13 protein-coding genes are annotated in these 13,766 nt (G+C 45.3%); 9 read left to right on the top strand and 4 right to left on the bottom strand.

Features of this window, described 5'->3' with window-relative positions:
* Positions 1-176 precede the first annotated feature (176 nt).
* Complete coding sequence (locus NSQ57_RS17700; protein ID WP_013311380.1) at positions 177-569, top strand: MarR family transcriptional regulator; 393 nt, start codon at positions 177-179, stop codon at positions 567-569.
* A gap of 52 nt (positions 570-621) precedes the next feature.
* The gene (locus tag NSQ57_RS17695) at positions 622-1,275 is read left to right on the top strand and encodes a nitroreductase family protein (protein WP_069010473.1); all 654 of its coding nucleotides are present in this window, start codon (positions 622-624) and stop codon (positions 1,273-1,275) included.
* Between the two features lie 143 nt (positions 1,276-1,418).
* Here NSQ57_RS17695 and NSQ57_RS17690 read toward each other — a convergent pair whose 3' ends face one another.
* Both NSQ57_RS17690 and NSQ57_RS17685 read right to left on the bottom strand, forming a co-directional pair.
* Positions 1,419-2,576 carry a VanZ family protein gene (locus tag NSQ57_RS17690; protein WP_342425095.1) on the bottom strand — a complete coding sequence of 386 codons (1,158 nt, stop codon included), beginning with the start codon at positions 2,574-2,576 and terminating at the stop codon, positions 1,419-1,421.
* Positions 2,577-2,583: 7 nt separating this feature from the next.
* On the bottom strand, positions 2,584-3,927 hold the full coding sequence (locus NSQ57_RS17685) for an amino acid permease (protein ID WP_340956375.1): 1,344 nt from the start codon (positions 3,925-3,927) through the stop codon (positions 2,584-2,586).
* Between the two features lie 274 nt (positions 3,928-4,201).
* Between NSQ57_RS17685 and NSQ57_RS17680 the strand changes: the two genes are divergently transcribed.
* On the top strand, positions 4,202-6,196 hold the full coding sequence (locus tag NSQ57_RS17680) for an AraC family transcriptional regulator (protein ID WP_342425094.1): 1,995 nt from the start codon (positions 4,202-4,204) through the stop codon (positions 6,194-6,196).
* A 186-nt stretch (positions 6,197-6,382) separates the two neighbouring features.
* On the opposite strand, the gene NSQ57_RS17675 is transcribed toward NSQ57_RS17680, so the two are convergent.
* Positions 6,383-7,435 (bottom strand): 2,3-butanediol dehydrogenase, encoded by a 1,053-nt coding sequence (locus NSQ57_RS17675; protein WP_029515549.1) that lies wholly within the window; start codon positions 7,433-7,435, stop codon positions 6,383-6,385.
* Positions 7,436-7,775: 340 nt separating this feature from the next.
* On the opposite strand from NSQ57_RS17675, the gene NSQ57_RS17670 reads away from it, so the two are divergent.
* Together NSQ57_RS17670 and NSQ57_RS17665 are read left to right on the top strand one after the other, a co-directional pair.
* Positions 7,776-8,813 carry a LacI family DNA-binding transcriptional regulator gene (locus NSQ57_RS17670; protein WP_039274347.1) on the top strand — a complete coding sequence of 346 codons (1,038 nt, stop codon included), beginning with the start codon at positions 7,776-7,778 and terminating at the stop codon, positions 8,811-8,813.
* Between the two features lie 118 nt (positions 8,814-8,931).
* Positions 8,932-9,582 (top strand): hypothetical protein, encoded by a 651-nt coding sequence (locus NSQ57_RS17665; protein ID WP_342425093.1) that lies wholly within the window; start codon positions 8,932-8,934, stop codon positions 9,580-9,582.
* Positions 9,583-9,722: 140 nt separating this feature from the next.
* Here the strand turns inward: NSQ57_RS17665 and NSQ57_RS17660 are convergent, their stop codons facing one another.
* Positions 9,723-10,652 (bottom strand): AraC family transcriptional regulator, encoded by a 930-nt coding sequence (locus tag NSQ57_RS17660; RefSeq protein WP_342425092.1) that lies wholly within the window; start codon positions 10,650-10,652, stop codon positions 9,723-9,725.
* A gap of 198 nt (positions 10,653-10,850) precedes the next feature.
* Here NSQ57_RS17660 and NSQ57_RS17655 point away from each other — a divergent pair, with 198 nt between their 5' ends.
* The 4 genes from NSQ57_RS17655 to NSQ57_RS17640 all read left to right on the top strand — a co-directional run bounded on the left by NSQ57_RS17655 (position 10,851) and on the right by NSQ57_RS17640 (position 13,665).
* Positions 10,851-11,132, top strand: a complete 282-nt coding sequence (locus NSQ57_RS17655) for an Atu4866 domain-containing protein (protein ID WP_340932842.1) — start codon at positions 10,851-10,853, stop codon at positions 11,130-11,132.
* 49 nt (positions 11,133-11,181) lie between these two features.
* The gene (locus NSQ57_RS17650; protein WP_340886129.1) at positions 11,182-11,919 is read left to right on the top strand and encodes an SDR family oxidoreductase; all 738 of its coding nucleotides are present in this window, start codon (positions 11,182-11,184) and stop codon (positions 11,917-11,919) included.
* Between the two features lie 223 nt (positions 11,920-12,142).
* Entirely contained in the window at positions 12,143-12,421 is a 279-nt protein-coding gene (locus tag NSQ57_RS17645) for a metalloregulator ArsR/SmtB family transcription factor (RefSeq protein ID WP_029515545.1), read from the top strand.
* A 71-nt stretch (positions 12,422-12,492) separates the two neighbouring features.
* Positions 12,493-13,665: an MFS transporter gene (locus NSQ57_RS17640; RefSeq protein WP_342425091.1), complete on the top strand. Its 1,173-nt coding sequence runs from the start codon at positions 12,493-12,495 to the stop codon at positions 13,663-13,665.
* The last annotated feature ends 101 nt before the right edge of the window (positions 13,666-13,766 follow it).

Raw genomic sequence — 13,766 nt, 5'->3', positions numbered from 1 at the left:
TGCAAAGAGCACTTTATTTTTCTCAGGGACTTGATTTATTTTTAAAGAGGATGTATATTACTTGATAGATCAATAATTGATGGATCAAAGGTTGGATCGTGAAACTCAGCGATATGCTTAAGGGAGGAGAGATTGATATCACCCAGACACCATCCGAGCCTGAGTATATTTTTGACATGCTGTTGTTGCTGAACAAGCAGATTAGCTCCAAGTTTGAGCGTTGTGCAGGAGTCAGTGCATCCAGATTGCAGCTATTATGCAAGTTGTATCAAGTGCAGGAGATTAGTCAAACTCTGCTGCAAAAAGAGGTTGGCATTGATGCTGCAGCCGTAACGCGCCATTTGAAACAACTGGAAGCGACAGAAATGGTCACACGACGCACGAAGCCAGAGGACAACAGGGTTACCTTGGTAAGCCTGACCGATTATGGGCGTGCACGCATTGTCATCTTTAAGCAGGAGCGCTCGCAATTTGTAGCTCAGCTGCTACAGAGCTTCGACGAGACCCAGCGGCACCAACTAGCTGATATGCTGCAAGTGATGAATAGTCATATATCCGATATGGACTGACAACATTTTTTTTAACATTACTATACCCACAGAGGGTTAAGGAGAGATTGGAATGAATAATACGAATACATCCAGTACGGTAAAAACGAATGATTTTAAAGAAATCGCCCTGGGACGCCGTTCTGTAAAAGTATACGATCCGTCCGTGAAGATCAGCCGTGAGGAAATGACAGAGATTTTGACAGAAGCTACACGCGCACCATCTTCCATTAACCTGCAACCTTGGCGTTTCCTCGTCATTGACAGCCCTGAAGGTAAAGCCACACTGGCACCATTGGCCCGTTTCAACCAACGTCAAGTGGAGACATCTTCGGCAGTGATCGCTGTGTTTGGAGATTTGAACAACTTTGATAATTTCGAACAAATTTTCGGAGAAGCTGTAGAACTGGGCTATATGCCAAAAGACATTAAAGAAATGCAACAGGAAAAAGTAGCAGCTCACTTTGCAGCGCTTGATCCCGTTGTGAACAAAGAAACGGTCTTGATCGACGGTGGTTTGGTATCCATGCAGCTTATGCTGGTGGCGCGCGCTCATGGATACGACACCAACGCTATCGGCGGTTATGAGAAGGATCAAATTGCTGAAGCCTTTGGTCTGGACAAAGATCGTTATGTCCCTGTTATGCTCATTTCCATGGGTAAAGGAATCAACGATGGTCATCCTTCCACACGTTTACCTATTGATCAAATTGCACAGTGGAAATAAGTTAAGTTATATCTATATGCAACATAAAAATATACGCAAAATAAAAACAGGCGGAGCAAAGGCACATCCCTTTGCTTCGCCTGTTTTTTTATTCGCCAGGATGCAATGCAGATCCGGGGCTTGATGACGTGTCGATCCTCTGGTTATTTTTGTACTATATTCGCTCCCGACGTCTGTGTTGGGTCAGCGGGGTCATTCTGAGTAGGATGGTAGCGCTTGGGCCATATAATCTGGTGCGAAGTATGACTAAGCTCCTCATAAAATAACGGTGCTTTCTTGAATAGGCGTATGACTAGATGGAAAAAGAACCATCCGTTCATCACCAACAGCACAAGGCTGATCATAACATTTATCCAAGGAGACAGATGAGATCCCAGTACAGATCCACCTAGTACGTAATTAAGTCCAAAATACAACCAATACAAGAGACTGTAGCGCTTAATGAGCTCCCACAGGGCAACTCTTTTTCCTCTCCCTATCAGATGAATGCGTACCAGCCACTTCCCCGGAGTTCGTCCATTTGTCAGGTAAGGAACCACCATAAAGTAAATTCCACTGGAAACCCAGAAAGCAGCAGATACATGCATGGACTCCATAATGCTGAGCAACCCTGCCCAAAGGATAGAATCCACTAAATAGGCTACTCCTCGTCTCGTATAGGACACCCGTTTGGTCGTAATGTCCAAGTGCTTGTCCAGATGTTCCAAACGGGGAAGGAAGCGTGAGAACCATTCGCCGAGCAGAAAGCCCAGCATACCGCCCAATGTGTTAGCCATCAGATCGTCCACATCGAACACGCGATACGCATGGTCAAAAAATCCATACAGTCCTGTCAACTGTGTCACTTCAAAGAAGAGGGAGAGGATAAAGGACAAAATCAGACACCATCCCCATCGTGCACGGAAATAATAACGTAAGAACATACCGAAAGGCACAGTCATCACAACGTTAAAAACGACTTGCAGAAAAGCACGCTCCTTCAGCAAATGAACATAGCTGGAGAGATGGGCGGGTGAGACGGATGTTTCTCTTATAATGTCTTGCACGAATTGCAAGGGCATTAACTGCAACGCTCCCCCGGCTAATGCAGCATTATGACGCGATGCCGGAAGCGGGAGTATGACCAGAAAAAAGGCGTTCATCAAGTATAAAAGCATCAAGTAAAGCAGCCATGCTCTAGCCTTGTGAATATAGCCATACCTGCGATATTGCACGATTAGGAATGGCAGTGTGAACAATAACGCAGCAAAAGGAAACGCAAGAAAGGCATATGAAACAGGAAACAGGTACGATTGAATCATGTGCTGCTTACGCCTGCTTTCTCCGGAACTTCACTAACGACCAGATGATCAGAAATGCCATGAACGCCACGCACACGCTAATGCTGATGCGATTTTGCGGGTCAAGCAAGAACAGGAACGCAATGACCCATAGACATCCTACTGTAACTGCCGTTACATAAGGGAATCCCCATATCTTGAAAGTAGGCTCCACTGGATAAGATTTGCGCAATTTCAATTGGGACAGACAAATGCAGCTCCAGACGAGCAGCACGACAAAGCCAGGTACAGCCATCAAAATACGGAACAGCCCGTCCTGAGCGATATAAGCAACCATGGAACCGACAATCAGGACTACAGCGCAGAATTTGAGACTATTCACTGGAACCCCATTAGAAGATACGCGAGCGAGTGATTTAGGACCTTCTCCATTGACCGCCAACGAATGCAGCATACGTGTAGCCCCGTAAATCCCCGAATTGGCGGCAGACAGTACAGCAGTGATCAGAATAAAGTTCATGACATGAGCCGAGCCTTGAAGCCCTACAGAAGACAATACCTGTACAAACGGACTGGTATTCGTATCCAGTTGGTTCCAGGGAATCAAGCCACAAATAATGAGAATGGGCAACGTGTAGAACAGAACAACGCGAAGAATGAAGCTTTTAACCACTTTAGGCAGCACCTTTTCCGGGTTTTCTGTCTCCGTCAACGTCAGTCCAATCAGCTCGGACCCTCCGTATGAAAAGGTAACGACCAGCAGCGCTGAAAAGATAGCCAACCAGCCATTGGGTAGAAATCCGCCGTGCTGCACATAGTTGCTTAGATAAGGTGGAGTTTCCGTGTGAATAATCCCGAACAGTATACAGCCACCCAAGGCGATGAAGATAATAATCATGGCTATCTTAATACCCGCAAGCCAAAATTCCAGTTCTCCTAAACCGCCGACACTCAGCATGTTGACGACAATAATGAAAGCCGCACTGACTAAACTGAGTACCCATAGAGGGACATCTGGCAACCAATATTGCAGGAAGCTACCCGCAGCAATGACCTCAATGATACAGACGGCCAGCCACATGAAGCAATACAACCAGCCGATAATAAAGGACAGTCGTTCTCCAAAAGCTTTGCGAATAAAATCCTTCATATTCATGTTGGGATAGACGGTAGCCATCTCGGCAATTGCGCCCATAACGACCAAGAGCAGGAGTCCTGCGAAGACATAGGATAAAATAACTCCTGGTCCCGCCAAGCTAATCGTTTCGGTGCTTCCTTTAAAAATACCCGTCCCGATGACTCCGCCCATAGCCATAAAGGTAATATGCCGTGGGAGCAGCTTTTTGTGCAAAGTTGCTTCATTTGATTTCAATATGAAATCCTCCTTCATATAATGTATAGCTTCAGCATGGCCCAAACAGGCTTACTTCAATTAGACTTATACTACATGAAAATATCCAATTAGGAAATGAAAGAAATAGGATCTGGTAGGGAGATTGAAATCGATAGAGGACAAAATGTAGAAACAGAGGCAGAATGATATCGTTGATGATTGTTTTATTATCGATATCACTCTGTCTTTATGATATATAATGAGGTTGGTTTGGGAAAAAAGTATGATATTTATGAAGCGGAGGCCTTGATAAGTGAAGCAGGACCGGAAAAAGCAGACAGGTTCCCACACCGGGACGAGTAAGGAGCATGAGGCTGACGAGCTGAACGAGCTGCTGCCCTTATGGCTCCACTCGTCGATCCGTGTCATGGATGTCCGGCATATTCGATTGGAGCCAGAAGAGTTGCTTCAACCGTATCGTCTTCCAGCGCAGGCTTTTGTATTTGTATTGCAGGGTAGCGTGCGTTTGGATGGTGATTGGAAGGATACGCCACATTCAGGGTACGTACTGCATGGCAGCAAAGGCTTTGAACTGAATATGAAACCCTCGCAATGTGGAATTGAATATATCCTTGTACTATATAAAGCGACTTCTCTATCAGGACATACGGTGTATAATCATCCTTCGATAGCTCATGGTTTTGTACCGCCTTATCCGGTTATACTGTATCAAAAGCTGCAACTACTGGAGTACGCATGGCAGGATCAAGAGGCGCTATCCAAGATTCAGGCTCAGGGTCGATTCTATGATTTTGCATATGAATGTATGCGGCAATTGCAGGAACCGAAGGCTCGAACTTCTGCGCGGGATATCGTGACACAGGCCATTCGATTTATGCAGGATCATTACGCGGAGTCCATAACGCTGGAACGTTTGGCCGGATTGTTGGAATGCAGTCCGAGACATTTGACCCGGTTATTTAAAAAACAAACGGATTGTAGCCCGATTATGTACTTAATTCAACTGCGAATGGACAAGGCGAAGGAGCTTTTGCGGAAAACGGATGCGACTTTACAGGATATCGCTACCAGTGTGGGGTACCCGGATGTCTATTTCTTTAGCCGGGCATTCAAAAAATATACGGGTGTATCCCCGGTGCATTACCGGGACAGCCTGTATTCATCTGCTTTTGTGAGAGAAACTCGTCTGGATAATCCATTAAGCATGTCCGAATGTTCCATTGATTCGATAAGTGGCGCCCTGCATACTGTTATTGAGGATAATAATCATTATCAAAATTATGATGAAGGGATTTTACAAATGAATAGAAACGCAAAGCATTCCATGGCATTTATTTTATTACTTAGTTTTACCCTGCTGCTCAGCGCGTGCTCAGGCGCATCCAGTCCTACGGCAACCGATGTCGCTTCCCAAGGGACTAATAATACATCGACGGAACCAACATCACAGGAAAGGGTGCTGAAGGATGCACTTGGGCATGAGGTGAAGATTCCGGCTCAGCCTCAGCGAGTGATCGCTTCTTATCTGGAGGATCATCTGGTTGCCCTAGGCGTTAAACCCGTAGCTCAATGGTCGGTAGGTAAAAATTCAGTTCAAGCTTACCTGCAAAAAGAACTGAAGGACGTTCCTACCATCGCTTCTGATCTTCCGTTTGAGGCGGTTCTGAACTTCAAGCCTGATTTGATCATTATGGACAGTGCGAGCATGGTGGAAGGCGACAAATATAATCAATACTCTAAAATTGCTCCAACCTACGTGGTAGGCAGTAATATGAACAATGATTGGCGTCAAGAGCTGCTGACCGTGGGTGAGGTGCTAAATAAGAGCAATGAAGCGAAGCAGGCATTGAGCAACTACGACAAAAAAGCAGCAGAGGCTAAAGCCAAGCTGAGTCAGACAGTGGGACAAAAAGCTGCGGCGGCATTGTGGGTAACGGATAAAAACGTGTATGTCGTAAACCAGAATCTATCCAGCGGTGATGTATTGTATAAGGATTTGGGATTCAAGATTCCACAAGTCGTACAGGAGATTTCCAAAACGGCTAAGGCGAACTGGAGTAATTTATCGCTGGAGAAGCTGGCCGAGCTGGATGCGGATTATGTCTTTATCGTGAACAGCAAAAACGTAAGTAAAGAAGATATTGTAAAAGATCCTGTATGGGCGGGAATTCCAGCCGTTAAAGAAGGCCATGTATACGATTTTGGCAAGGATTCCAGCTGGTTGTATACAGGTACAATCGCAAACAGTCAAATGATTGACGATGTTCTGAAAAATGTAATTAAGTAATGTAATTAAGTAATGTAACTTAATAAACTAGATTACAATAAAACAGCGCTATTCTCACTTAACGGCAGAGGCCACAGTAGGAGAGCGCTGTTTCGTTTTTTTAATTCCGTATGGACTCTTGCCGTGCAATCCGGTTTTATAATAAAAGATGCCTGCATAGAGCAGACATCTGGTTTATTTTCTAAATTAGGCTTGCGGAGATACCAGGATTTTAACCTGATTTTTCTCTTTCAGGAGTCCTTCAAAACCTTGCTCAATCACTTCTTCGAGCTTAATGCGTTTGGTAACCAACTTGTCGGCAGGGAAATAACCTTTTTCCATCAGGCTGATAACAGCCGGGAATACATCACGGTAGCCGATAATACCCGTCAGATTGCGTTCCTTCATGACAATATTGTTAGGCTTGATCGGAGCTTCTTTTTCAAAAATGCTGACGATCATGATTTGTCCGCTGATTTTAGTAGATTCAATAGCTTGAGTCAGCACAGGAGGTACTCCAGTGACTTCATAGGCTACATCTACGCCACCGTTGGTCCGTTTGTGCAGCTCTTGCACCACATCATAAGTCTTAGGATCAAGCACAATAGCACCCAACTCTTCAGCTTTAGCTTTACGCTCCTCAGAAAGCTCTACTGCATAAATCTCAGATGCGCCCGAAGCTTTCAACGCTTCAATAACCAGCAATCCGATAGGACCAGCACCAAATACTACAGCTTTATCGCCGACTTTCAGTTGGCTTTGACGAACAGCATACAAAGCAACGGCCGAAGGCTCTACCAATGCGCCTTGCTCGAAAGATACGCTTTCTGGAATTTTGTGAACCATGTGCTCGTCAGCTGCGACATATTCAGAAAATCCACCGCCGCCGCCTGCCAGACCGAGGAAGCCCATTTTATCGCAAAGATTATATTTGCCTTGTTTACATGCATCACATTCTCCACATGCAAAAACCGGTTCTACAACGACACGGTCGCCAACCTGAATCTTGGTTACACCTTCGCCGATTTCGACGACTTGTCCGGAGAATTCATGTCCCATTACGATCGGTGCTTTTTCGCCAGTCAATGGATGCTGAGCATCTTGGGGAATAAAGATTGGTCCTGCTACATATTCGTGAAGATCACTTCCGCAAATGCCACACCATTCTACTTTGATTTTTACTTTTCCTGCCAGAGCGGCGGGCTGCTCAATGTTTTCCAATCGTAAGTCTTTTACTCCATGCCATCTCAATGCTTGCATGTTTGTCATCTCCTTGAAGAATATATGATCATTGCCTCTATAAAAGTGAATGAATTAGGAAACGTTTCCGAAAAATAATATGTCACAAATTTTACACATTGTCAAACCAAATTCATACAAAAAGCACTTGATTTTTTTGTGAATATAATCACTTGTGACTGCAGTGCTATATTTGGCTCGTTACTTTTATACAAAGAGATTTTGTGGATTTTTCAGTTGAAGCAAAGACAAGAAGAAAACGGCTTCAATTTTTAGACACTTATTCTGTGGTATAATATCAGTATTAAGACTTTATTTTAGAAAGTCAGAAAACGATTCCGTTCTTGAAAGGATTTTGGGCGTGACAGATCAAAAGAAAGTAACCATAGAGGATGTAGCCAAGCGGGCAGGAGTCGGTATTGCGACTGTCTCCAGAGCTATTAACGATAGTGAGGGCATCAGCCCGAGAACGAAAGCCTTGATTTTGCAAGTGATTGAAGAGATGGGGTTTACGCCCAACACCTCGGCTCAGAGCTTGAAAGTGCGTCAGACACGACAAATCGCGCTGGCCGTGCCGGACATTCGTAACGCGATTATTCCGGAAATCGCTTGGTCCGTAGAGCAGGCCGCCAAGCAGCATGGTTACCGTGTCGTGCAAATCAATACCGCCGGGAATGCCAGAATGGAGCTTGAAACAGTTCGTGAGGTCAAGAAGCTGCATGTCGACGGGCTCATCATTATGCCGCTGGCGTATCCGAAAATGTTGGTAGATCTGATTAACAAAGCTAGCGTTCCCGTGTCCATTATTAACTATGGCAAGAAGCTGGGCGAAGATGTCAAAGCGGATATCGTCAGTCTGGCCCGGCAAGAGGGAAGACTCGTGATGGAGCATTTGCTTAAAATCGGCAGAACAAGAATTGCCTATGCAGGTGCTGCGAAGGACAAAATCGAGGAAAGATACTTTGCTTATGAGCAGTCTCTCCAGCATGTGGACCCTTCACTCGTTTATTTTGGCGATGATTTCTCCTTTGAGACAGGGCTGCGTGCTGCCGATTATTTTTACAGCTTGAAACATATGCCGGATGCTATTTATGCGGTTAATGATATGGTGGCGATAGGGATCGTCAATCGATTTAAGGATTTGGGCGTAAAAGTGCCGGATGAGGTTGCTGTAGTTGGTATTGATAACAATCTGTGGGCTATGGTAACGACTCCTCAGATCAGCTCAGTTTCCATCATGGGGGAAGAGGTGGCACGGTTGGCTGCGGAGCTGCTGCTCAAGCGGATTCAGGAACAGACACCTGGGGATTATGAGCGTGTGCAATTCGAGCCTCGTCTGATCGTGAGGGAATCGAGCGTTTCTGTGATCCGTAAGCCTACGGTGGGACGTGACGTGTAGAAGTTTAGATGGGATCTTCCTATTGTTAGATGGATGAACGGTTGCAGGCGTAGCAAGATAGGAATGGATTTTGGGCAATTATAACGACCATTGTTTGCTCAGACAGGAGAGTGGATTCATGTTAAAAGGTAATGGGTTCGTTTTTGCAACTTGTACTGCACTAATGATGGCTGTAACCATAGGGTGTACTCCCCATCCAGTGGGACAAGATGCTGAAACTGTGGCGCCGTCCGGAGCAAACCATGGGGAGTCCAAGCAAATTGCAGCCGATACGCAGCATACCCAGCAAAGTAAAGAGGAGCTTGTGCTGTCCTTTTATAAGGATTCTTCCCTCAGTGATGAAGCAAAAGTACGTCATATAACGGACCATTTAGCAGGAATCCAATGGGGAAAGATGAACGAAAACAATGAACATCAAAGCCTGGAAATTATCGAATATTTGTATAGGCAGCGAGCTTTTATTCCATCGAAAAGTTTTCCAAATGTGATCCGAGCTTCTGAAGGATTGGATGGAGCTTTAAGCGAAAGCTATGCTGCCCTTATGGGAGATTTGTTTACAAGAGACAGAACTGCGATGACTCGAGCATTGGCAAATATGGATAAAACCAACCGCACACAAGGTATAGGAAGCATCGGGTATGCTCTCAGCTATAGAGAACTCAAGGAAGTCAAGAAAGAGATTCAACAATGGCAGGCAGGACAAAAGCTTACTACGGCAGAGAAGGATGTCATTCGAGCTTTGTTCGTCAAGCTGGATAATCCGTATTGATGCATGCATAGAGGAAATATTGAACAGCCGCGTCTCTACCGGAAGAGCGGCTGTTTGTGCTGTTTTTTACATCCTGCCATCTATGATTGGGATAAGCGTTAGTAGGACCATTGGTTTCTTGTGTTCATCTAACAACGTGTTCAAGTGGTCGGGTGATCTTGATCCGAGCGCAAGCGTTTGATGTCACTAATTGGAGGCAGGCCGAACAAACGGGAGTATTCGCGGCTGAATTGTGAGGGACTCTCGTAACCTACCTGAAAACCGACATCTGCCGCATCCGCTGATTCGGATAACAACAGGCGGCGGGACTCTTGTAGACGTAATTGTTTTTGATATTGCATGGGGCTCATAGCCGTAACCTCTTTAAAATGTCGATGTAGTGACGAAGGACTCATATTCGCTAGTTTGGACAATTCTTCAATACGCAACGGCTTATCATAATCCTGCTTAATCCGCTTTATGACTTCTGCAATTCGGTTGGAATGGCTACCGGTCATGACCAGTTGTTTTAAGGATTCCCCCTGATTCCCCTGTAAAATCCTATACAGTATCTCACGAATGACTAATGGAGCAAGCACCGGAACATCTTGCGGGTTTTCCAAAAGATGCACTAGCCTTACCACGGCATCCAGCAGTAGAGAGTTGGTTTGACTTACATACAAGCCTCGTCTGGAATCAGGCATGGGGCTTGTGGGAAAAGCAGATTCCTTGATCAGGTCCAAAACCTGATGCGGACCAAAATTGAGCCGGAGGCACAAATAAGGAGCTTCTGATGACGCTTGGATGACCTGCCCCGAGATCGGCAAATCCACCGACACAACAAGGTAGTCGGATGTGCCGTAATGGTAGCTTTCCTCTGCGAGCATCACGACTTTTCTGCCTTGTGCCACAATACATAAGGCAGGTTCATGGACTTGATGTACCGGAACGGTTGTATTTGAACTTCGGACGAAGTGAAGCGAAGGTATGGCTGTAGTGAGAACTCCGTCCTGATTTGAAAATCGTTCTATAAGCCTTGCCAATTCGGCTTGTTTTTCCATGGTAGAACCCTCTATTTTGGTTGCCCCCATCTTGACACATCCCTTCTTTCAACGTAGCCCGTTTTCATTTTCAGTAGTTTATTACATATTAAGGGTCTTTGGAGGATTAGGCAATAATTTGCTCTGATTCTTCTACCAGCCCGATGGACATTCCTCTCATAATAAGATGCAGATACAACACCTAATGAGCAATTGAGAAAAAAATAGAAGTGCAAAGGAGTGGGAGTCATGGAGAGTAACAAAGCGGAAAAAAGTGTACACGCTTCGCAGCATCCCTGTATAGGGATGTGGGTAACTGAAGACGGAAATATCCGTCACGAACTCTTGCCTAATGGCCGTTATGATGAAGCACGGGGTCAGAGGAAAAGTGCCTACACAGGCAGCTATATCATCGTAGAAGATGACTATATCGAGTATGTGGACGACACCGGATTTACGGCAGATGGCGAATTTAAAGATGATGTCTTGTATCATGCAGGGATGGTTTTTTACAGGGAAGAGAAAAAGTAATCTATTTTATCTTTTTTCAGTGACATTTTAAACTAGAGGAGGAATAAGCATGTTGGATATTAAAGGGAAAGTCGTAGCTATTACGGGGGCAAGCAGTGGGATCGGTGAAGCTACTGCCCGTTTACTTGCTCGCCATGGGGCTCATGTGATATTAGGGGCCAGACGCACAGAGCGACTGGAGGCTCTGACATCCGAGATTCGTTCTAAAGGTGGATCGGCTGATTATCAGCAACTGGATGTGACGAAGAGGGACCAGATGGAAGCGTTCATTAACTACGCGGAAAAAACATTTGGGCGTGTGGATGTCATTTTGAACAATGCGGGAGTGATGCCTCTTTCAAAATTAGAGGCCCTGAAGGTAGAGGAATGGGATCGCATGATTGATGTAAATATACGAGGCGTTCTGCATGGGATTGCGGCAGGGCTTCCGATTATGAAAAAGCAAGGATTTGGTCAGTTTATCAATATCGCCTCTATTGGCGCGTATAGTGTAACCCCGACTGCAGCGGTGTATTGCGCTACGAAGTATGCGGTTCGGGCGATCTCTGAAGGATTGCGCTTGGAGGTGGGGGGAGATATTCGCGTGACGTTGGTATCGCCGGGAGTAACCGAATCTGAGCTTGCTGACAGTATTTCAGATGAAGAGGCCCGGCAAGGAATGAAAGAGTATCGTCGTATTTCGATTTCGCCTGATGCCATAGCCCGTTCCATTCTGTATGCCATGGAGCAGCCAGCGGATGTAGATGTTAATGAAATTATTGTCAGACCCACGGCAAGCCTGAATTAACGCCATGGCATCCACGACGTTTCTCCCTCTATACTCAGTTTTTTTTCCTCCATCCTTTATGGATGGGGGATTATTTATCGGATGAGAAAGACCATCATTCACACCTCAGAGTGTAAAAAAGCTGTACCTTTATAATAAACGGGTTTACTTTTACAAATGTTTGTGATAACTTTATTTCGACAAACATCGAAATTAAGACTGAAACAGAAGGGAGCCGAACAGGGTGAAAGATACAACGGAAATGCAACAAGCTGTAAAAATATATAAAGCACTTGGAGAACCAACTCGTCTCAAGATAGCACTTCTGCTAAAAGAGGAAAGTGGCCAATGCTGCTCTGTGCTGGGCGAGAAGCTGAACAGTGTAGCTATTTCAACGCTATCGCATCATCTGAAGCAAATGGCAGAGTCGGGGCTGCTCACATACCGTAAAGAGGGGACGTTTATCTATTACAGCTTGGATGTGGAAGCAGCGCAGAAATATGCCCCGTTCCTGATGACATAATTTTTTTTAGTCTTAATTTCGATATTTGTAAAAATATAAAAACAATATAAGAAAAGAGGCGTTATTTAAAAATGCAGAGCACGTGGAAAGTGTATATTTTGGCCATTGTTAGTTTTTTGGTAGGCACATCCGAATACATTATCTCAGGCATTTTGGATCAGATTGCGACAACCATGGGGATTACGGTGTCCGCAGCGGGACAGTTGATTACAGTCTTTTCTCTTGCTTACGCGATTGGCACGCCGATTCTGATGGCAGTAACCGCTAAATGGGACAGACGCAAGCTGCTCCTGAGTTCGCTCGGATTATTTGCAGTAGCTAATGCCCTCTCCTTTATTCTGCCGGGTTTTGGAATGTTTATCGCCGCACGTATTCTTATGGCCCTCGGGGCGGGGATGGTTGTGGTTACAGCACTGAGCATTGCTGCGAAGATTGCTCCAGCCGGCAAGCAGGCCAGTTCTATTGCTACAGTTACTATGGGTTTTACAGCCTCGCTGATTATCGGGGTGCCGCTTGGAAGAATGATATCTTCTGCATATGGCTGGAAAACCGTATTTCTCGGCATCGCTTTGACAGCGATTATTGCTTTGATCGTTATCGCTATGACAATCCCTCGCTTAAAAGGAGATCAACCGATTCCCTTACTACAGCAATTTGCTCTTCTGAAGAAGCCTGAAGTTGCTTTGGGATTGGCGATTACCTTCTTTTGGGGAGGGGGATATTTCCTCGCGTATACTTACATTTCACCGTACTTGCTGAATGTATCAGGTGTAGGGGATAATATGCTAAGCTCAGTATTACTTGCCTTCGGGATTGCCAGCCTGATCGGGTCGAAAATCGGTGGATACAGCGCAGATAAAAAGGGTATTTCCTTTACATTATTCGGGGGCATGGTGTTGCATGTCTTTTCCTTGCTTTTACTTCCTGTCGCCGCTCATTCCCTGATCGCAGTATTTGCTTTATTGATCCTTTGGTCGTTCGCTGCCTGGACAACTGGACCTACTCAACAATATAACTTGGTCACTCTTGTGCCTGAATCTTCCGGTGTGATGCTGAGTCTCAATCAGTCTACGATGCAGCTTGCCATGGCGGCCGGAGCCGGGATCGGTGGTGTAGTTGTAGGTCAGGTTTCGCTGGCTTCCATCACCTGGTTTGGAGCAGCAGGGGTCGTTGTAGCTATTGTGGCTGTATATTTACTTTCACGAAGATCCTCAGTCCACACGGAATTGGGTGTTACGGAGTAAAGCTTATAGATAAGTGAAAAGGAGGCCCAGTGATGAAGGTGACATTGTGGTCTTCTTTGATTTTGAATGAACAATAATATGCTCTCTTGCAGTAGGAGGAC

This window comes from Paenibacillus sp. FSL L8-0502 (assembly GCF_038593055.1).
GTDB lineage: Bacteria > Bacillota > Bacilli > Paenibacillales > Paenibacillaceae > Paenibacillus > Paenibacillus polymyxa_D.
This window is presented reverse-complemented; position numbering and strand designations above follow the sequence as displayed.

What these genes read in the sequence shown, in the direction of transcription:
- NSQ57_RS17700 (WP_013311380.1), top strand. Translation starts at nt 177, where the DNA reads ATGCTGTTGTTGCTGAACAAGCAGATTAGCTCCAAGTTTGAGCGTTGT.
- NSQ57_RS17695 (WP_069010473.1), top strand. Translation starts at nt 622, where the DNA reads ATGAATAATACGAATACATCCAGTACGGTAAAAACGAATGATTTTAAA.
- NSQ57_RS17690 (WP_342425095.1), bottom strand. Translation starts at nt 2,576, where the DNA reads ATGATTCAATCGTACCTGTTTCCTGTTTCATATGCCTTTCTTGCGTTT.
- NSQ57_RS17675 (WP_029515549.1), bottom strand. Translation starts at nt 7,435, where the DNA reads ATGCAAGCATTGAGATGGCATGGAGTAAAAGACTTACGATTGGAAAAC.
- NSQ57_RS17665 (WP_342425093.1), top strand. Translation starts at nt 8,932, where the DNA reads ATGTTAAAAGGTAATGGGTTCGTTTTTGCAACTTGTACTGCACTAATG.
- NSQ57_RS17660 (WP_342425092.1), bottom strand. Translation starts at nt 10,652, where the DNA reads ATGGGGGCAACCAAAATAGAGGGTTCTACCATGGAAAAACAAGCCGAA.
- NSQ57_RS17655 (WP_340932842.1), top strand. Translation starts at nt 10,851, where the DNA reads ATGGAGAGTAACAAAGCGGAAAAAAGTGTACACGCTTCGCAGCATCCC.
- NSQ57_RS17650 (WP_340886129.1), top strand. Translation starts at nt 11,182, where the DNA reads ATGTTGGATATTAAAGGGAAAGTCGTAGCTATTACGGGGGCAAGCAGT.
- NSQ57_RS17640 (WP_342425091.1), top strand. Translation starts at nt 12,493, where the DNA reads ATGCAGAGCACGTGGAAAGTGTATATTTTGGCCATTGTTAGTTTTTTG.